The sequence below is a fragment of the Pseudomonas sp. YNh genome, assembly GCF_037993085.1.
Classification (GTDB): domain Bacteria; phylum Pseudomonadota; class Gammaproteobacteria; order Pseudomonadales; family Pseudomonadaceae; genus Aquipseudomonas; species Aquipseudomonas putida.
The window spans coordinates 1-18,455 of record NZ_JBBMRJ010000005.1; the positions used below are offsets into that span (position 1 = coordinate 1).

Sequence of the window (18,455 nt, forward strand, 5' to 3'; positions counted from 1 at the left end):
TGGCTACAGAATTTCTTGACGACCATAGAGCATTGGAACCACCTGATCCCATCCCGAACTCAGTAGTGAAACGATGCATCGCCGATGGTAGTGTGGGGTTTCCCCATGTGAGAGTAGGTCATCGTCAAGATTCATTTCGCAAAACCCCTATCTGCGCATGCAGGTAGGGGTTTTGTCTTTTTCGCCAAAATATCCCCAGCCCTGCCTGAAGCCCTGTAGGAGCAGCCTTGTGCTGCGAAGAGGCCGGTAAGGCTAAAGATTATCTTGGGTTGCAATGGCCTCTTCGCAGCACAAGGCTGCTCCTACAGGGGCCGCGGCAACAGGTCAGGTTCATGAAATGTGCGTCATCTATACCTGATGAACCGTAGGGCAATGCTACGCTCGCGGAAATACTCAGCACGGATACCCACCATGGACATGAACTGGCACCAGGCCCTGCAAGAGAGCCTGAGATGGCTGGCAATCGCTTCGTTCATCACCCTTGTCTGCTTTACCGCTGCCGCGACACTGGCTGTCCGTTGCACACGCTGGGGCAGCCAATTCTGGCAGCTTGCCGGGCCCTACTTCAGTTTCAGGCGCAGTTGGCGGCCACTGTTGGTGTTTGCGCTGTTGCTGGTGTTGACGCTGTTCTCGGTGCGCCTGAACGTCCTGTTCTCGTTCTGGTACAACGGCTTCTACAGTGCCTTGCAAGGCCTGGATCAATCCGCCTTCTGGTACATGCTCGGCGTCTTTGCCGTACTGGCCACCATCCACGTGCTGCGCTCGCTGTTCACCTTCTATGTAACCCAGGCATTCAGCATTCGTTGGCGGGTCTGGCTCACCGAGCGCCTGACCCACGACTGGATGCACGGCGATGCCTACTACCGTGGTCAGTTTCTGGCCGAGCCGGTGGACAACCCTGATCAGCGTATCGAGCTGGATGCCAATGCATTTGTCACCAACTCGGTCACCCTGGCCTTGGGCGCTGTCAGTGCACTGGTGTCGCTGGTAGCGTTCACCGGGATCCTCTGGTCGCTGTCGGCACCGCTGGCGGTTGCCGGTGTGGAAGTCCCCCGGGCGATGGTGTTTGCCGTGTACCTGTATGTCATCGTTGCCACCTGGATTGCCTTCCGCCTGGGGCGCCCGTTGATCCGCCTGAACTTCCTCAATGAAAAACTCACCGCCAACTTTCGCTATGCGCTGATGCGCCTGCGCGAGAATGCCGAGAACATTGCCTTCTACCAAGGCGCCTTGGTGGAGCGTGGCACGTTGCTGGGCCGCTTTGGCGCCTTGATCGTCAACGCCTGGGCGCTGGTGTTCCGGAACCTGAAATTCAGTGGTTTCAACTTGGGTGTTAGCCAGGTTGCCGTGGTGTTCCCGTTTATACTCCAGGCGCCACGCTTCTTCAGCGGTGCGATCAAGTTGGGTGACGTCATGCAGACCGCCCAGGCCTTTGGCCAGGTGCAGGATTCATTGTCGTTCTTCCGCGAATCTTACGATGCGTTCGCTCAATACCGGGCCACCCTCGACCGTCTGACCGGTTTTCTTGATGCCAACGAGCAGGCGAGCGCCTTGCCGCGTGTCACCACCGAGGCTCAGCAACATGCGCTGGAAATCACTGATCTGCAGGTACTTCGGCCAGACGGGCATGCCCTTGTCGCTGACCTTGACCTGAGCCTGCACGCCGGTCAGGCACTATTGATCAAGGGCCCGTCGGGCAGTGGTAAAACCACGCTGCTGCGGGCCCTGGCGGGCCTCTGGCCATATGCTGAAGGTAAGGTCAGGCGCCCGCCAGGCCATCAGGCGCTGTTCCTGTCGCAGCGTCCCTACCTGCCGCTGGGTGACTTGCGGGCGGTCATCGCCTACCCGGCAGCCAGCAAGCCCGAGGACGAAGTACGTATGCAACAGGCCTTGCGCCAGGTCAATCTGGCTCATCTGGCGGATCGGCTGGAGGTCAGTTGCGACTGGTCGCATATTCTCTCGGTGGGCGAGCAGCAGCGCCTGGCGTTCGCACGGGTGCTGTTCAACCGGCCTCAGGTAGTTTTCCTCGACGAGTCCACTTCGGCGATGGACGAAGGGCTCGAGCACGCCCTGTATTCGCTGCTGCGCACGGAAATGCCGGGTGCGCTGCTGGTCAGTGTTGGCCATCGCAGCACACTGGCGGGGTTCCATACTCACCGGCTGGAGGTGGATGGGCACGGGGGCTGGTCGTTGCTCAAGCAGGAACCGGCATTGGCCTAGCCCGGTGTGCTCAACGAAACAGCATCACCCCCACCAGGGTGGTGCTGGCAAGCCCTGCGCCGACCAGGAAGGTTGCCTGGAAACCCGCACCATCCCACAACAACCCTGCCACCACGCTGGCCGCCAGCAGTGCCACCCCGGTCAGCAGGTTGAACAGGCCGAAGGCGGTGCCGCGCAGGTTGGCGGGTGCGCTGTCGGCGATCATGGCCGCGAAGATGCCTTGGGTAAAGCCCAGGTGCAGACCCCAGGCGGCAACCCCCAGGGCCAACCCCGCCCAGCCAGGCAGCAGGGCCAGCAACAGGTCGGCGGCGATCAGCATCCCCAGTCCCGTCATCAGCACGCCGCGGCGCCCCAGGCGGTCCGACAGCACCCCGGCAGGGTAGGCCGACACCGAATAGGCCAGCGCCATCAGCACCAGCACCGCCGGCGCCCACATCGGCGCCAGGCCCATGTCCTGGGCGCGCAGTAACAGGAATGCCTCGCTGAAGCGGGCAAGGGTGAACAATGTGGCCAGGCCGATCAGCCGCCAGTAGGCCGGGCCCAGCCGGACCAGTTCGTGCACCGCCAGCGGTGCGCGCACGGGCCTTGTCGTGGCCGGCGTTTCAGGTTCGCGCACGAAGGCGATGAGGATGTACACCGCCACGAACGCCGGGATCACCGACACCCAGAACACCATCTGGAAGTGGCTCGCGGTCAGCCACATCAGCATGATTGCCAGCAATGGCCCGAGGAAAGCACCAACCGTATCCAGCGCCTGACGCAGGCCAAAGGCGGCACCACGCAACTCGGGGGGCGTGACATCAGCCACCAGCGCATCACGCGGCGCCCCACGGATGCCTTTGCCGACCCGGTCGACGAAACGTGCTGCGATCAGCCACTCCAGCCCGCAAGCCATGGGGAATACCGGCTTGGTTAACGCGCCCAGGCCATAGCCGAGCACGGTCAGCAGCTTGCGCTTGCCCAGCCGGTCGCTGAGCGCACCGGAAAACACTTTGGTGATCGAGGCGGTTGCCTCGGCGATACCTTCGATAACGCCCACCGCCACCACCGAGGTGCCGAGCACGGTGACCATGTAAAGTGGCAGCAGGGCGTGGATCATCTCCGAGGAAATGTCCATGAACATCGACACGAAGCCCAGCGCCCAGACACTGCGCGGGATCTTTGGCAAGGATCGGCTGGCATTAACGGCGCCGCTTTCTTCATTGCTGCGCATCTGGGGTCTCGTCGGTGTTGCTACGTTCAAACTGTAGGAGCCCACGTGCAGGATGCAAACCGGAACCACGACCGGTCAGGCCAGGCTGCGCACCCGCCGCCAGACGGTGCTGCGGCTGACCCCCAGGCGCCGTGCGGCCTCGTCCATGTTGCCGTCGCAGCCGTCCAGCACCTGACGCGCATGGGCCGTTTCGGCTGCTTTGCCCAGGCTACGCAGGTTGTCGGTGGCGGCAAGGGGCCGCTTCGCCGCTGCAGCCGCGCCGGCCTCGAAGAACTCCGGGAACAGGGTGGCCAGATCGACCTCGTCATCGTGCCCCTGCGTACTCAGGCAAAAGGCCGCGCGCTCGGCGATGTTCTCCAGTTCACGAATGTTACCCGGCCAAGGGTGACGCAACATCAGTGGCATAAGCTGCTGCACGTGCTCGTCGCTTGAAGACGGCAAGCCATTGGCACGGCAGTGACGCGCAAGCAGGGCATTGAACAGCGGCACGATGTCCGCGATCCTCTCGCGTAGCGGCGGTACGGCCAGGCGCAGGATGTTCAGGCGGTAATACAGGTCTTGGCGAAAGCGCTGGTCGGCGATGCGCGCGGGCAGGTCGCAATGGGTGGCGGCAATCACCCGGATGTCAACCGGGGTCGGCTCGCAGGCACCCAGGCGCAGCACCTCGCGCTCTTGCAACACACGCAGCAGGCGGGTCTGCAGCGCCACCGGCATGTCGCCTATCTCGTCGAGGAACAAAGTACCGGTGTGCGCCAGCTCGATCAGGCCGGGCTTGCCGCCTTTGCGCGAACCGGTGAAGGCACCGTCCTCGTAGCCGAACAGTTCACTTTCAAGCAGCGACTCGGGCAGCGCAGCACAGTTGATCGCCACGAACGGCCCCTGTTGGCGCGGGCTGGCATGGTGCATGCTCTGCGCCAGCAACTCCTTGCCGGTACCGCTTTCGCCAGTGATCAGCACCGTGGCGTCAGCCTGTGCGTAACGCTGAGCCAGGCTGAGGATGGCGCGAAATGCCGGCGCGTCACCGAGCAGTTGCTCGAAGCGATGGCGCGCCTTGAACGGGCGCGTATCGGGCTGTTCAAGGCTGCGCCGTGGCAGGCGGCGTGTGGGGGCGCCACCAGCCTTGGCACTCAGGGTCACCAGGCTGTCGAATGTATGGCGCAGGCTTTCGGCATCCAGCGCCAGGACCCCTTGGGCACCTGCTGCGTCGGCCAACTGGCATACCGTTGGCGAGCCGATGATCACCTCGAATCCATCCGCGACCAAGCGTTCGACCTGATCCCGGGCCTGCTCCAGGCTGGTGTAGGTCTGCTCGCGAATCTGCAGGGTGAACAGCGCCTGCATCGCCGCCAGTTCCGGATACGGCTGGCCGAAACTGAGGATACCCACCCGGCTGGCCCGGTCGCGGGCCTGCACCAGGGCACGGATCAGGTCGAACTCGCCCAGGTGCAGGGTCCGCACCGAGGTAATCAGGTGCTGTCGCAAGTAATCGGCGGCAGCACCGGAACACAGAATGACGTCTGCCTGCTGGTGGCTTTCCAGATCGCGCGCCAGTGGCAGCAGGTCGGCCAGGGTGGTTTCGATGACCTCTATACGGGCTTGTTGCCGGTAGTCGGCGCTTACTTGCTCGATCAATTGCGCCATGCGGCTGGGAGCGGCGGGGCGATGCAGGTGGGTAACCAGCGCAACCACGCGGGGCAGGTAAGCGGTGACGGGCATACAGGCTCCTTGTCTATAGCAACTGGGGCATTACAGAGGGTTTACCAGGTGCCCGCCATCCACGGCCACGATGCTGCCGGTCATGAATGCGCCGGCATCACTGGCCAGCAACAGCAAAGGCCCGTCCAGTTCGTGCAGTTGCCCCAGGCGGCGCATCGGCACGTGGTTTTTGATGTAGCCCTGGCCGTCCTCGCTGTCGAAGTAATCTTCATTCATTTCGGTCCTGAAGTAGCCTGGGGCAATGGCATTGACGCGGATCCGGTAACGGGCCAGCTCCAGTGCCATGGCCTTGGTCAGTTGCACCACGGCGGCCTTGGCCGTGCAGTAGTGGCTCAGGCCGCTGCCGACCCGCAGGCCGAGGATCGAGGCGATGTTGACGATGCTGCCTGGCTGCCCGGCCTTGACCAGGCGCTGGGCTGCGCACTGGGCGACATGAAACACACCGTCGAGGTTGGTCGAGAGCATGCGTTGCCAGTCCTGCTCCCTCATATCGAGAAAGCGCCCGGGGTCGCCGATACCGGCATTGTTGATGATCACGTCGACCACGCCAAAGCGTGCCTCGGCTTGGTCGAAGGCCTGTTCGACGCTGTCGCGGCGGGTCACGTCCAGAGCTATGGCAAGTGCTTCACCGCCGTTGGCCTGCAGTGCTTCGGCCAGCACCTGCAGGCGCTCGACCCGGCGCGCTGCCAGCACTACCCGGGCGCCAGCAGCCTGGGCCAGGCGTGCGAAATGCGCGCCCAGGCCGCTGGAGGCCCCGGTGACCAGCACGGTCTTATCAGCCAGGGAAAATGTGTTTGCAAGCATGCTGTCGGCCCTTGGTCAAAGTACTTCGAACAGGCCGGCGGCACCCATGCCACCGCCCACGCACATGGTCACCACCACGAAGCGCACCCCGCGCCGTTTGCCTTCGAGCAAGGCATGCCCGACCATCCGCGCACCGCTCATGCCATAGGGATGGCCGATGGCGATGGCGCCGCCGTTGACGTTCAGCCGCGCGGGGTCGATACCCAGCTTGTCGCGGCAATACAGCACCTGGCAGGCGAACGCTTCGTTGAGTTCCCACAGGCCGATGTCGCCCACCTTCAGCCCATGCTGCTGGAGCAGGCGCGGTACGGCGTACACAGGGCCAATGCCCATCTCTTCCGGGGCCAGGCCGGCCACCGCGATGCCCCGGTACAGGCCGAGCGGCTCAAGGTTGCGCTGCTCGGCCAGGCGCGCGTCCATCAGTACGCAGGCGCTGGCACCGTCGGACAGCTGGCTGGCATTGCCGGCGGTGATGCAGCCGCCTTCGAGCACGGGTTTCAAGCCGGTCAGGTCCTCCAGGCGTGTCTGCGGGCGGTTGCCTTCGTCCTGCGTCAAGGTCACCTCGCGGTAACTGACCTCGCCGGTCTGCTTGTCTTTGATCAACTGCTGCGCTGTCACGGGCACGATTTCGGTCTCGAACAACCCGCTGCGCTGGGCGGCGGCGGTGCGCAGCTGTGACTGCAGGGCGTAGGCGTCCTGGGCGTCGCGGCTGATGCCATAGCGCTTGGCCACGTGCTCGGCAGTCTGCAGCATCGGCATGTAGGCGTGTGGGACACGTTGGATCACGCTGATGTCCTGCTCGGCCAATGCCCATTCCAGGTTACGCGCCTGTACCGCGCTGATGTTTTCCTGGCCGGCGCCGACGGTCACCTGCATGCCATCGACCATGATCTGTTTGGCGGCGGTGGCGATTGCCATCAGCCCGGAGGCGCACTGGCGGTCCAGGGTCTGGCCGCTGACCGACACCGGCAGGCCGGCAGCCAGCGCGCTCATGCGGCCCAGGTTCCAGCCAGCGGTGCCGGAGGGCATCGCGGTACCCATTACCAAGTCTTCGATTTCATCACCGGCGATGCCGGCGCGGGCAACTGCCGCCTGGATGGCCTGTGCGGCCAGGCTTGGCGAGCGGGTGTTGTTCAGCGCGCCGCGAAAGGCCTTGCCGATCGGCGTACGGGCGGTGGAGAGAATGACGGCTTCTTTCATGTCCGGGGGTCCTTGATGACAGGGGAGAACGGCTCAGAGGCTGGCCGTGCGCAACTTCGCACTGGAAGCCAGGCGCCGCAGCAACGGGGCTGGCTGCAGCCACATTTGGCCATAGGCGCCGAGCGCTTCGCGCTGTTGCTCGATGCCCGCCAGCACGTTGTCCAGGCCCAGCTCGCGGGCATAGTGCAGCGGGCCCCCACGCCAGGCCGGGAAGCCGTAGCCGTTGGTCCACACCAGGTCGATGTCGCCACTTCTCAGGGCAATGCCTTCATCGAGCAACTGCAGGCCCTCGTTGACCAGCATGAACAGGCAGCGGTCGTGGATTTCGGCGTCGCTGATGGTGCGCCGGGTGATGCCCAGCCTGGCCGCCAGTTGCGCCGCAATCTGCTCCACTTCCGGGTCTTCGATGCGTTCGCGGCCTTCGTAGCGGTAGAACCCCCGCCCGCTCTTCTGGCCGTAGCGGCCCAGGCTGTAGAGCTCGTCGGCCAGGCGGAAGTAGCTCGGGTCGTGGGCGATTTCACTGCGCCGTGCCTGACGCACCAGGTAGCCGACATCGATGCCGGCCAGGTCGCACATGGCGAACACGCCCATGGCCAGGCCCAGGCCGGTGAGCACCTTGTCAACCTGGGCTGGCGAGGCGCCTTCAAGCACCAGGCGATGGGCTTCGCGGGCATAGGGTTCAAGCATGCGGTTGCCGATGAAGCCAAAGCACACGCCCGACACCACTGGCAATTTGCCGATGCGCCTGGCGACCTGCAGCGTGGTGGCCAGCACGTCGGGCGCCGTCAGCCGGCCGCGCACCACTTCGAGCAGGCGCATGACGTTCGCCGGGCTGAAGAAATGCAGGCCGACCACGTCCTGCGGTCGGCGGGTACAGGCGGCGATGCGGTCGACGTCCAGAGTCGAGGTGTTGCTGGCGAGAATCGCGCCCGGCTTGCACACCCGGTCCAGGGTGCGGAATACCTGCTGCTTGATCGACAGGTCCTCGAACACCGCCTCGATCACCAGGTCGGCGTCGGCCAGGTCGGCATAGTCGAGGGTGCCTCGCAGCAGGGTCATACGTTGTTCGAGCTGCCCGGCGCCAAGCTTGCCGCGCTTGATGCTGCCTTCGTAGGTCTTGCGGATGTGCGCCAGGCCCCGGTCCAGTGCTTCGGGCTTGAGCTCCAGCAGGCGCACCGGGATACCGGCGTTGATAAAGTTCATGGCGATGCCGGCGCCCATGGTGCCGGCGCCGATCACCGCCACCCGGTCAATGCTGCGCAGCGCCGTGCTGGCGTCGATGCCGGGTACGCGCAGCGCCTCGCGCTCGGCGAAGAACTGGTGGCGCAGGGCGGTGGCCTGTGGGTCTTGCAGGGCTTCGCGGAACAGGACCTGCTCGCGGGCCAGGCCCTCGGCCAGGGGCATCTCGCAGGCGGCGCGGACCGCGGCGAGCACGCGCAGGGGCGCAGTCTGGCCGGGCTTGCGGGCGATCAGCTGTGCCTCGCGGCTGGCGAAGAAGTCGCTTTCCAGGCCAGCGGCCAAAGGTGTTGCAGGGGCGCTTGGCAGGGCCGGTTGGGCCAGTTGCTCGCGAGCCAAAGTGCAGGCTGCTTCGAGTAAGTCCTGCCGGCTTTCGACCAGGCGATCGATCAGACCTAGGGCAAGGCCCTGGCGGCCATCGATCGGGTCGCCGCTGAGCATCATCTCCAACGCCGGGGCTACGCCGATAAGGCGCGGCAGGCGCTGGGTGCCGCCAGCACCGGGCAGCAGGCCGAGGCGGACTTCGGGCAGCCCCAGGCGTGCGGTGGCGGTAGCCAGACGATGGCTGCAAGCCAAGGCCAGTTCCAGGCCGCCGCCCAGGGCCACCCCGTCGATGGCGGCAATCAGGGGTTTTTCGATGCGGGTCAGGGCATCGAGGAGTTCGGGCAGTGCCGGCGCCTCCCAGGTGCGTGGGCTGCCGAACTCGCTGATGTCGGCACCGGCACTGAACGGCAGTTGCTGACCGTGCAGGATGATGGCCTGCACTTCGGGGTCAGCAGCGGCCCGGCTGCAGGCCTGCATCAGTGCCTGGCGCAAGTCATGGCCAAGGGCGTTGACCGGCGCGTGGCGCAGGCCGATCAGGGCCAGCTGGTTTTCGCGGCGATAGTCGATGAGTTGCATGGGGTAACCTTTCTGTTGGTGGGCCGTGGGCGCTCGGCCGACCCTGTGGGAGCGGGCTCGCCCGCGAACACCGGCGAAGCCGGTGCCATGCACCGCGGTGTTTTCTTCGCGGGCAAGCCCGCTCCCACAGGGTAAAGCGCCGCTTGCCGGGGTTTTGACCGGCGCGGTGGTATCAGCGGGCGAATGCGGCCTCGCTGATGTCCATCAGGTTGTTGCTACCGGTGCGAATCAGCGTTTCGTGCAGGTTGGCGCGTGGCAGCAGGCGCTGCAGGTAGAAGCGCGCGGTCTCGCGCTTGCCTTGGTAGAAGGCAGCCTCGTCGCTGCCGGCAGCCAGGGCCCGTTCCGCCACGCAGGCAGCGCGCAGCCAGAGGTAGCCGAGCAGGGTGTAACCGCTGAGCATCAGGTAGTCGTAGGCGCTGGCGCCGATCAGGTTGGCATCGCCTGCGCTGGCGTCACGCAGCCAGGCACTGACTTCGCGCCAGGCAATCACTTGCTTGAGCAGAGCCTGGGCCAGGTGGACCGGGGCACTTGTGCTCTGGATGAAGTCTTCGATTTCACCGAGCAGTTCGCCCAGGGCTTCGCCGCCATCGGCCAGCACCTTGCGGGTCAGCAGGTCGAGGCCCTGGATGGTGTTGGTGCCTTCGTAGATCGCGGTGATGCGCACGTCGCGTGCAATCTGCTCCATGCCCCACTCGCGGATGTAGCCGTGGCCACCGAATACCTGGATACCCAGTTGCGCGGCCTCGTTGCCGGTTTCGGTGAGGAAGCCTTTGGCAATCGGCGTGAGCAACGCCAGGCGGCGCGCCGCGGCCTCGCGCAGGCCGGCGCTGGCGCCGTGGTGCAGCTGGTCGACGCCCTTGGCGCAGGTGTAGGCAAGCATGCGGCCACCTTCGGCATAGGCTTTTTGCGTCAGCAGCATGCGCCGTACATCGGCATGGCCGATGATCGGGTCGGCTGGCTGGTCACTGCGCAAGCGGGGTGTGGCGCGCATCTGCACGCGGTCGCGGGCATAGGCCAAGGCACCCTGGAACGATGCTTCGGCGTGGGCCTGGGCCTGCTGGGACACCGCCAGGCGCGACTCGTTGATGTAGGTGAACATGGCGTTCAGGCCACGGTTGGCCTCGCCCAGCAGGTAGCCTGTGGCGCTGTCGAAGTTGAGCACGCAGGTAGCGTTGCCGTGGATGCCCATCTTGTGTTCGATGGAGCCGCAGCTCACACCGTTGGGCTCGCCAAGCTGGCCTTGGGCGTCGACCTGGATCTTTGGCACGGCGAACAGCGAAATGCCTTTGACCCCTGCGGGTGCGCCTTCGATGCGCGCCAGCACCAGGTGGATGATGTTCTCGGTCATGTCGTGTTCACCGGCGGAGATGAACATCTTGCTGCCGCTGACCTGGTAGCTGCCGTCGGCCTGGGGCCTGGCGCTGGTACGCAGCAGGCCGAGGTCCGACCCGCAGTGGGCCTCGGTCAGGCACATGGTGCCGCCCCAGCGGCCGGCGATCATCGGTGGCAGCAAGCGCTGCTGCAGGGCTTCGTCAGCGTGCTCGCTGAGGGTGCTGATGGCGCCACCAGCGAGGTTGCCGTACATGCCCCAGGCGTGGTTGGCGCTGCACACCATCTCGTAATTGACGAACCCCAGCGACGGCGGCAGGCCCTGGCCACCGAAGGCCGGGTTCTTGTCCAGGCCCAGCCAGCCGTTGTCGGCGAAGCGTTTGTAGGCATCGGCAAAGCCGGGCGGGGTGGTGACCTTTCCGTCCTGCCACTGGCAGCCGTGCTGGTCGCCCACGGCGTTGAGCGGGGCCAGCTGCTGTTCGGCGAATTTGGCGCCTTCTTCGACGATGGCGGCGAAGGTAGCCGCGTCCGGGGCTTCACAGCCTGTCAGTTGTTGGTAGTGGCGGCTCAGGCCGAGCAGCTCCTGGGCAACAAAGGTGATATCGCGCAATGGGGCGGTGTAGCTGGGCATGCCGAACTCCTGGCTGGGTGGACTCGGCATGTTGTAACAGGCAGGCCCGGGCGCCGCGTCCACCCCCCGGGTGGAATGGCGGGTGGAATCGCGGCGAGGGCCAGGTGGAGGTCAGCCCAGCAGTTGCAGTTCGCGCGCCGAACACAGGGCGCTGTCGCGGTCGGCCACGTCGAGCTTGCGGAACAGGTTGTTGATGTGGGTCTTGACCGTGCTCAGGCTGATGAACATCGCCTCGGCGATCTGGCCGTTGCTCTGCCCGCGGGCCATGCGCTGCAACACTTCCAGCTCACGGCGCGAGAGCGGCACGATCAAGGCGCTTTCCACGTTTTCCTTGTTTGCCAGCAATGGCCGGAACAGCGCATTCAGGTGCTCGCGCGAGGGCGCTGGAGCCTCCAGGCCCAGGCGTTCGCGCACCTGGGGCAGCAGCAGTTGGCGCAGGGACTCCAGGCAGGCGTCACCTTCGTACTGCAGCAGTTGGCCGAAGCCGTAGGTGCAGGCCAGTTGCAGCGCCTGTTCGAGGCAGAGCAGGGCGTCGTCGCGGGCGCCACGGTCCAGTAGCAGGGCAGCATCGAGCAGCAGTACGTCGAGCAGCAGGCGGCGGTTGCCTTGGGCCTGCGCTTGAGCCTGCAAGCTCTGCTGGATCTGCCAGGCCTTGTCGCGCTGGCCGAGGTGGCGTTGCACCCAGGCATAGGCAAGCCACTCTTCCGGTAAGAGTTGCTCGCCATATTGGCGACGGCACCAGTGCCATTGGTCGAGCCAGTCGGGCAGGTAGTCCTGGTCATTGTCGCGCAAGGCCAGGCGCGCGAGCCAGGCGCCGGCCTGGCGGTAGAGGGTGAGCAAACGGTTCTGGCGGGCCAGCCGGCGTACCTCTGCCCAGCGTGCCTTGGCCTGGCCGGTCTCGCCCAGCGCCCAGTGCAGGCATGCCTGGTGGTGGAACACCCACGGCAGGGCAGCGCTGTGGGGGAAGCCCAGTGCCAGCACCTCGGCCTGGGCCAGGGCTTGGCGTGCCTGGGCCAGGCGGTTGGCTTGCAGCAGTGCCAGGCCTTTGCCCAGGTGGCGGAACAGTTCATAGAAGCGCCCCGAACTGCCGGCGGCAGGCAGCTCGGCCATGCCTTGCAGGCGCGCCCATGCAGCATCGTTGGCGCCCTGGGCCAGTTCGATCTGCGCCAGCAACAATTGCAGCAGGTTGGTGTAGCCGCTCAGGCCAAAGCCCTGCAGCTCGCGCAGGGCGCGGCTGCCTTCGGTGTGGGCCTGCTCCAGTTGGCCGAGCGCAGCCAGGCAGTTGGCGCGGTCGAAATACAGCACCGAGCGCGCTGCGTTGTGCTGGGGAAACCGCTGCAGTGCCCGCGCCGCGAGGGCCAGGGCGTGCCCCAGGTTGCCCCCCAGGTAGGCCAGGCGGCTGCGCAAAAACATCACCGTCTGCTGCACCCGCTCGGGGTGGCGCGGCACTGCCTGGCGGCGCTGCAAGGCGTGTAGCTGGTGCAGGCACTGGCAGGCCTGGGCGATATCGTTGGTGACCATCACCGTGGAGGCCTCGGTCACCGCCAAGGTGAAGCTGTCGTTGCCGGTATGGCCGGCGACCTCGTCGAGCACATCGACCAGGGTGTTGACCTTGCCCTCGCGCAGCAGCTCGAAACCGTGCCGGTCGACGATGTTGAGCACGGCATCCAGGTCGCGTGCCCGGCCAAACTGGTAGATCGCTTCGGTGTAGCGGCGCTGGGCCAGCAGCCAGCGGGCAGCCTGGCGATGCAGTTGGCGCAGGCGTTGGGGGTCGCGTTGTTCCAGGCGTTGGTAGAGGCTGTTGCGCAAGGCAGGGTGGTAGCGGTACTCGGCATGGCTGCCCTGGGGGACTTCGATGATCAGGTCAAGGCGCTGCAGCTGGCGCAGCGCGGCGGGCACATCGGGATTGGCGGCCAGTTCGCTGGCAAGGCCCGCATCGAACACCTGGGCCACGGCAGTGTGTTCGAGAAATGCGCGCAACGGCATGGGCAGGCGCTGCAGCCGTTCTTCTTCGAGAAACTGCCGGGCATGGGCATAGGCCTGGCGGGTGATCGGGCGCAGGTCAGCGGGGGCCTGGCCGGTGCTGTGCAGCGCCTCGCGGTAGGCCTCGAACCAGAACAGCACACCGCTGGGCCAGCCCTCGCTGCCGGCGCGCAGCTGGTACAGCGCATCGCTGCCCAGGTTGACGTCCCGGGCCTGTGCCAACTGGCGCGTCTCTTCGCTGTCCAGGGCCAGGTCACGGGCGCCCAGCACAATCAGTCGACCATCGCGGCGCAAGTGGGCCAGCGGCAGCGGGGGCGGCCCTTCGCTGGCGGCGACCAGGCGCAGCGCAGGCGGCGGGTAATGCAGCAGCGTGTCCAGGTACTGCCAGGCGGGCGCGGCGTTGAGCAGGTGCAGGTCGTCGAGCAGCAGCGTCAGCGGCGCCTGGCGGGCCTCCAGGTCGGCCAGGATCAGGCTCCACAGGTGCTCGGCCTGCGGTGTGTCGCGTTGTTGCGCAGGCAGTTGCAGCGCAGCGTGCAGGTGCAGCAGCAGGGCCAGTGGCTGGTTCTCGGCGCGGGTCAGGCGCAGCCATGCCCAGGGCCCGGCCAGGCTGCGGGTGAACTGGCCAAGCAGTGTGCTCTTGCCGTAGCCCAGCGGTGCTTGCAGGAGCACGACGCTACCTTCGTCCAGGGCATTGGCCAGCTGCTCGAGCAGCCGCGCTCGCACCATCCCCTTGGTCGGCTCGGCGGGGGGGCGCAGCTGGTTCGGTTTGAGCGCGGGAAGATGCATGGCTAGCAGGTTCCATCGGTTTGGCCAGACATCCTAGCCGAGCGCACGCCCGGCGCGGGGAAATTCTGCTGGGGGAGGGCAGTGGCCTGCTGTGCAGAATTGAACGGCGGTTTCAGCTGTGCGATGGCACTGTTCAAGTTTGACTTGAATGGCGTTGAGTGCGCTGGAAAATTAGATTCAACCTATTGATTTTTAAGTGAATATTTAATTTTTAGGAAGCTGGCAACCATCTTGCTTAGAGCCACCGCACTCGTGAACAGTGAGTTGGACCGACCATGCCAAGCAGCCATTTCGCGCAGCAATCCAGTGCTCGCATCGACGTATCAGACGCCCATGAGGTGCTGTCTGCCTATCTACAGGAGCGCCTGCACGGCCAGCCGGTGCGCATCACCCACAGCGAGCGATTGTCGGGTGGCGCCATCCAGGAGAACTGGTTGATAAAGGCCGAGGTTGCCGGAGTGCCGCAGCGTTGGGTACTGCGCACCGATGCGGCTTCCGCCGTGGCCGCCAGCATGAGCCGCGAGCAGGAGTTCGCCGTGCTCAGCGCTGCTCACCACGTGGGTGTGAAGGTGCCCAAGCCACTGTGGCTGTGCCAGACGCCACAGGTGATCGGCCGCGATTTCTTCATCATGCAGGCCCTGGCCGGCCACGCTGGCGGCCACCGCTTGACCAGCAGCCAAGGCGGCCCCGAGGGCAACCCGGGGCTGTGCCGGGCGCTTGGGGCCAACCTCGCACGCTTGCACCAACTGCGCCCACCGCAAGCGGCGCTGGCGTTCCTGCCTGCACCGGTGGCCGACGCCGTGCAGGCCAGCGTCGACCAGTACCGCCTGTTCCTCGATGCTTTGCCGGGCAGCCACCCGATCATCGAATGGGGCCTGCGCTGGTGCGAGCTGAACAAGCCTGCGCCCCTTGCCTCCTGCCTGATCCACCGCGACTACCGCACAGGCAACTACATGGTCGAGGGAGGGGAGCTCTGCGGTGTGCTGGACTGGGAATTCGCCGGCTGGGGCGACCCCCGCGAAGACCTGGGCTGGTTCACCGCACGCTGCTGGCGGTTTACCCGGCCGGACCTGGCGGCGGGCGGCATCGGCCGCCTGGACGACCTGCTCGCCGGCTACCGCAGCGTCTCGCCACTCGACCTGGACAAAGAAACGCTGCGTTTCTGGCAGGTCATGGCCCACCTGCGCTGGGCGGTAATCGCCCTGCAGCAGGCCGAACGCCATGCCTCAGGCCAGCAACGCTCGCTGGAACTGGCGTTGACCGGGCGCATGGTCAGCGAGCTCGAACAGGAACTGCTGTTGCTCACCCAAGGAGGCCGCGCATGAACCAGCCCGATGCCCAGGATTTGCTGCTGACGGCGCGTGACGCCGTGCTCAGACAGTTGTTGCCCGCATTGCCGGCGCACTTGCACTACGAGGCGCGGATGGTGGCCAGCGCCTTGCTGATCGCCAGCCGCGAGGCCGCCCAGGGTGCGGCCTGTGCCGACATCGAACGCCAGGCCATGGCCGGTCTGCTGCAAGGCCAGGCCTCGCTCGAGCAAGCCCGCAGCGAACTCGCCCAGCATATTCGCCAGGGTGCCTACGACCAGGCCGGCGAGCCCCGCGCCCGCCTGATGGCGGCACTGCGCACCATCAACCGTGCACAACTGAGCATCACTAACCCCAAGGTATTGGCCCATGACTGAACAGCCTGCCCAGCCCGTGCGCCGACGCCGCTGCTACCTGGTGCGCCATGGCCATGTCGACTACTTCGACGCCAGCGGCCGCCCCCTCGACCCCCGCAGCGTGGCGTTGTCGGCCAAGGGCGTAGCCCAGGCCCAGGCGCTGGGCCAGGTGCTGGCGCACACGCCATTCGACCGCGCCGTGTGCTCAGACTACCCGCGCACCCGGCAAACCCTCGACCAGCTCCTGGGCGGCCGCGTCCAGCCTGTGGAGGAGCGCGCCGGGTTTCGTGAAATCCGTGCCGGCCGCTTGCGGGAAATCCCCCGTGAATACCTGCATCGTGAAGTGGCCCAGGCTTATCAGCTCGCCGATCGCCCCGACGCAGCCTTCTTGCGCGGCGAGCCTTGGGCCGCGTTCCGGCAACGCGTGCTGGGCAGCTTCCAGCAGTTGCTGGAAGCACCTGACTGGAGCGCGCTGCTGCTGGTCAGCCACGATGCGGTCAACCGCATTCTTCTGGCCTGGGCCTGCGGCGCCGGCCTTGGTGCCTTGGCTGCCTTCGAGCAAGACCCGGCCTGCCTGAACATCGTCGACATCGACATGGCTGGCCCGCAGGTGCTGCGTGCCTACATCCGCACCCTCAACTACTCAGCCTACGACCCTGCCAAGGCAACGATCGACCGGACCGTCATGGAACACGTGCACGCCTCCATCGACCCGCGTCGCCTGCTCGCCTGACCCCTGATGACCCTGTTAAGGAATACCGCCATGCATTTCGCCCTGTCTGCCGAGTTGACTGCCCTGCAAGCCAAAGTACGGCAGTTCGTTGCTGACGTCGTCATCCCCCTGGAGCGCGACCCGCGCCAGACACCCCACGGTCCGTCGCCCGAGCTGCGCCAGGTGCTGATCGAGCGCGCCCGTGAACACGGCCTGCTCACTCCGCATGCCTCGCGTGAGATGGGCGGGCTGGGCCTGAGCCACATCGAGAAGGCGATCAGCTTCGAAGAGGCCGGCTATTCGCCGCTTGGGCCGGTGGCCCTGAACATCCATGCCCCCGACGAAGGCAACATACACCTGATGGAACAAGTGGCAACGCCTGCGCAAAAAGACCGCTGGCTCAAGCCACTGGTGCAGGGCCGGATCCGCTCCTGCTTCGCCATGACCGAGCCAAGCCCGGGTGCCGGCTCCGATCCGTCGATGCTCACCACCCAGGCCGTACGCGACGGCGACGACTACGTCATCAATGGCCAGAAGTGGTTCATCACCGGTGCCGAAGGCGCGCAAGTGGCAATCATCATGGCGCGCATGGAAGACGGCAACGCGACCATGTTCCTCACCGACACCGACCGCCCCGGTTTCATCCTCGAGCGCATGATGGACTCGCTCGACAGTTGTTTCGCCGGCGGCCACGCGGTGCTGCGCTTCGACAACCTGCGCATTCCCGCCAGCGATGTGCTTGGCGAAGTGGGCAAAGGCTTCCGTTACGCCCAGGTGCGCCTGGCCCCGGCGCGCCTGACCCATTGCATGCGCTGGCTCGGCCAGGCCCGTCGTGCCCATGACGAAGCCTGCCACTACGCAAGCCACCGGGTGTCGTTCGGCAAGCCGCTGGGCGAGCATCAGGGCGTGGGCTTCATGCTCGCCGACAACGAAATGGACCTGCACACCACGCGCCTGTCGATCTGGCACTGCGCCTGGGTACTGGACCAGGGCGAGCGCGGCAATTTCGAGTCGAGCATGGCCAAGGTGCTCAGCTCCGAGGCCATCTGGCGGGTGATCGACCGTTGTGTGCAGGTGCTCGGCGGGCAGGGCGTTACCGGCGAGTCTATCGTCGAGCGGATTTTCCGCGATGCGCGCAGTTTCCGCATCTATGACGGCCCCAACGAAGTGCACCGCATGAGCCTGGCGAAGAAGATCCTCGCCCGTACCGCGCCGGGGGTGGCCGGATGAACCTGGACAGCTATCGCAACCAGGTGGTGATGATCACCGGCGCCGCCAGCGGTTTTGGCGCATTGTTGGCCGAGCGCCTGGCCGGGTTGGGCGCCCGCCTGGTGCTCGGCGACCGCAACGTCACGGGCCTGGAGCAGGTGGCCGGCGCCTTGCGCGAGGCCGGCGCCACAGTGCTGGCGGTGCCGTGCGACGTGACCCGTGAGGTGCAGGTCAAGGCGCTGGTGGACGCGGCCATGGCCAACTTCGGCCGCCTCGATGTGGGGGTGAACAACGCCGGCATCCTTACGCCGATGAAGCGCTTCGTCGACACCACCGAAGAAGAGCTGGACCGCAGCCACGCGGTCAACACCAAGGGCGTGTTCTTCTGCATGCAGCAACAGCTCCGCCAGATGTTGCCGCAAGGCGGCGGGGTCATCCTCAACATCGCTTCCATGGCCGGGCTTGGCGGTGCGCCCAGGTTGGCCGCCTACGCCGCTGCCAAGCATGCAGTGGTGGGACTGACCCGAACCGCGGCGGTCGAATACGCCCGCCGAGGCATCCGCGTCAATGCGCTGTGCCCGTTCTACAGCGCCACGCCCATGGTTACCGGGAGCGATGTGGGCGAGGAACAGGCGTTTCTCGCCCAGGGCTCGCCGATGAAGCGCTTGGGTACCCCCGACGAAATCGTTGCGGCCATGCTGATGCTGTGCGCCCGCGAAAACAGCTACATGACCGGCCAGGCAATCGCCGTGGATGGCGGTATTTCGGCGTTCTGAGCCATGCCAGCCGCGCCCCGGCACTGAAACCGGGGGCGCTGTCATGAACTGAAAAACCGTTGTCGTCCGATGATAAG

13 protein-coding genes and 1 rRNA gene are annotated in these 18,455 nt (G+C 65.8%); 7 read left to right on the forward strand and 7 right to left on the reverse strand.

The annotated features are described in order from the left end of the window. The first annotated feature begins 14 nt into the window (after positions 1 to 14). Both rrf and WF331_RS05870 read left to right on the forward strand, forming a co-directional pair. Positions 15 to 130: ribosomal RNA gene (gene rrf, locus WF331_RS05865) — 5S ribosomal RNA — on the forward strand. A gap of 281 nt (positions 131 to 411) precedes the next feature. Beyond that, positions 412 to 2,220, forward strand: a complete 1,809-nt coding sequence (locus WF331_RS05870) for an ABC transporter ATP-binding protein/permease (protein ID WP_174370464.1) — start codon at positions 412 to 414, stop codon at positions 2,218 to 2,220. A 10-nt stretch (positions 2,221 to 2,230) separates the two neighbouring features. Here WF331_RS05870 and WF331_RS05875 read toward each other — a convergent pair whose 3' ends face one another. From WF331_RS05875 to WF331_RS05905, 7 genes are all read right to left on the reverse strand, one after another. Continuing rightward, positions 2,231 to 3,433, reverse strand: a complete 1,203-nt coding sequence (locus WF331_RS05875) for an MFS transporter (RefSeq protein WP_284363888.1) — start codon at positions 3,431 to 3,433, stop codon at positions 2,231 to 2,233. 75 nt (positions 3,434 to 3,508) lie between these two features. Next, positions 3,509 to 5,149: a propionate catabolism operon regulatory protein PrpR gene (gene prpR / locus WF331_RS05880; protein WP_284363887.1), complete on the reverse strand. Its 1,641-nt coding sequence runs from the start codon at positions 5,147 to 5,149 to the stop codon at positions 3,509 to 3,511. A gap of 30 nt (positions 5,150 to 5,179) precedes the next feature. After that, positions 5,180 to 5,953, reverse strand: a complete 774-nt coding sequence (locus tag WF331_RS05885; protein ID WP_049275167.1) for an SDR family NAD(P)-dependent oxidoreductase — start codon at positions 5,951 to 5,953, stop codon at positions 5,180 to 5,182. Between the two features lie 15 nt (positions 5,954 to 5,968). Next, complete coding sequence (locus WF331_RS05890) at positions 5,969 to 7,153, reverse strand: acetyl-CoA C-acyltransferase (protein ID WP_016500612.1); 1,185 nt, start codon at positions 7,151 to 7,153, stop codon at positions 5,969 to 5,971. Positions 7,154 to 7,186: 33 nt separating this feature from the next. After that, the gene (locus WF331_RS05895) at positions 7,187 to 9,289 is read right to left on the reverse strand and encodes a 3-hydroxyacyl-CoA dehydrogenase NAD-binding domain-containing protein (RefSeq protein WP_340622730.1); all 2,103 of its coding nucleotides are present in this window, start codon (positions 9,287 to 9,289) and stop codon (positions 7,187 to 7,189) included. A gap of 172 nt (positions 9,290 to 9,461) precedes the next feature. Next, a complete protein-coding gene (locus tag WF331_RS05900; protein WP_284363882.1) occupies positions 9,462 to 11,249 on the reverse strand; it encodes an acyl-CoA dehydrogenase C-terminal domain-containing protein in 1,788 nt (595 codons plus the stop codon). A 111-nt stretch (positions 11,250 to 11,360) separates the two neighbouring features. Continuing rightward, a complete protein-coding gene (locus WF331_RS05905; protein ID WP_284363880.1) occupies positions 11,361 to 14,018 on the reverse strand; it encodes a LuxR C-terminal-related transcriptional regulator in 2,658 nt (885 codons plus the stop codon). Between the two features lie 275 nt (positions 14,019 to 14,293). On the opposite strand from WF331_RS05905, the gene WF331_RS05910 reads away from it, so the two are divergent. From WF331_RS05910 to WF331_RS05930, 5 genes are read left to right on the forward strand one after another with little or no spacing between them, the layout of a single operon-like run. Beyond that, positions 14,294 to 15,343, forward strand: coding sequence for a phosphotransferase family protein (locus tag WF331_RS05910; protein ID WP_174370470.1), 1,050 nt, complete (start codon positions 14,294 to 14,296; stop codon positions 15,341 to 15,343). Next, complete coding sequence (locus WF331_RS05915) at positions 15,340 to 15,702, forward strand: DUF6285 domain-containing protein (RefSeq protein ID WP_016500607.1); 363 nt, start codon at positions 15,340 to 15,342, stop codon at positions 15,700 to 15,702. Before WF331_RS05910 ends, WF331_RS05915 begins: the two co-directional genes overlap by 4 nt. After that, positions 15,695 to 16,414 carry a histidine phosphatase family protein gene (locus WF331_RS05920; RefSeq protein WP_084966942.1) on the forward strand — a complete coding sequence of 240 codons (720 nt, stop codon included), beginning with the start codon at positions 15,695 to 15,697 and terminating at the stop codon, positions 16,412 to 16,414. Before WF331_RS05915 ends, WF331_RS05920 begins: the two co-directional genes overlap by 8 nt. Positions 16,415 to 16,444: 30 nt before the next feature. Further along, positions 16,445 to 17,623 carry an acyl-CoA dehydrogenase family protein gene (locus WF331_RS05925; RefSeq protein WP_340622731.1) on the forward strand — a complete coding sequence of 393 codons (1,179 nt, stop codon included), beginning with the start codon at positions 16,445 to 16,447 and terminating at the stop codon, positions 17,621 to 17,623. Then, on the forward strand, positions 17,620 to 18,378 hold the full coding sequence (locus WF331_RS05930) for an SDR family NAD(P)-dependent oxidoreductase (RefSeq protein WP_340622732.1): 759 nt from the start codon (positions 17,620 to 17,622) through the stop codon (positions 18,376 to 18,378). Before WF331_RS05925 ends, WF331_RS05930 begins: the two co-directional genes overlap by 4 nt. Positions 18,379 to 18,455: the final 77 nt, after the last annotated feature.

Bases quoted from the DNA above. Each gene is read 5' to 3' on its own strand.
- WF331_RS05870 (WP_174370464.1), top strand. From the start codon at position 412: ATGGACATGAACTGGCACCAGGCCCTGCAAGAGAGCCTGAGATGGCTG.
- WF331_RS05875 (WP_284363888.1), bottom strand. From the start codon at position 3,433: ATGCGCAGCAATGAAGAAAGCGGCGCCGTTAATGCCAGCCGATCCTTG.
- prpR (WP_284363887.1), bottom strand. From the start codon at position 5,149: ATGCCCGTCACCGCTTACCTGCCCCGCGTGGTTGCGCTGGTTACCCAC.
- WF331_RS05885 (WP_049275167.1), bottom strand. From the start codon at position 5,953: ATGCTTGCAAACACATTTTCCCTGGCTGATAAGACCGTGCTGGTCACC.
- WF331_RS05890 (WP_016500612.1), bottom strand. From the start codon at position 7,153: ATGAAAGAAGCCGTCATTCTCTCCACCGCCCGTACGCCGATCGGCAAG.
- WF331_RS05895 (WP_340622730.1), bottom strand. From the start codon at position 9,289: ATGCAACTCATCGACTATCGCCGCGAAAACCAGCTGGCCCTGATCGGC.
- WF331_RS05900 (WP_284363882.1), bottom strand. From the start codon at position 11,249: ATGCCCAGCTACACCGCCCCATTGCGCGATATCACCTTTGTTGCCCAG.
- WF331_RS05905 (WP_284363880.1), bottom strand. From the start codon at position 14,018: ATGCATCTTCCCGCGCTCAAACCGAACCAGCTGCGCCCCCCCGCCGAG.
- WF331_RS05910 (WP_174370470.1), top strand. From the start codon at position 14,294: ATGCCAAGCAGCCATTTCGCGCAGCAATCCAGTGCTCGCATCGACGTA.
- WF331_RS05915 (WP_016500607.1), top strand. From the start codon at position 15,340: ATGAACCAGCCCGATGCCCAGGATTTGCTGCTGACGGCGCGTGACGCC.
- WF331_RS05920 (WP_084966942.1), top strand. From the start codon at position 15,695: ATGACTGAACAGCCTGCCCAGCCCGTGCGCCGACGCCGCTGCTACCTG.
- WF331_RS05925 (WP_340622731.1), top strand. From the start codon at position 16,445: ATGCATTTCGCCCTGTCTGCCGAGTTGACTGCCCTGCAAGCCAAAGTA.
- WF331_RS05930 (WP_340622732.1), top strand. From the start codon at position 17,620: ATGAACCTGGACAGCTATCGCAACCAGGTGGTGATGATCACCGGCGCC.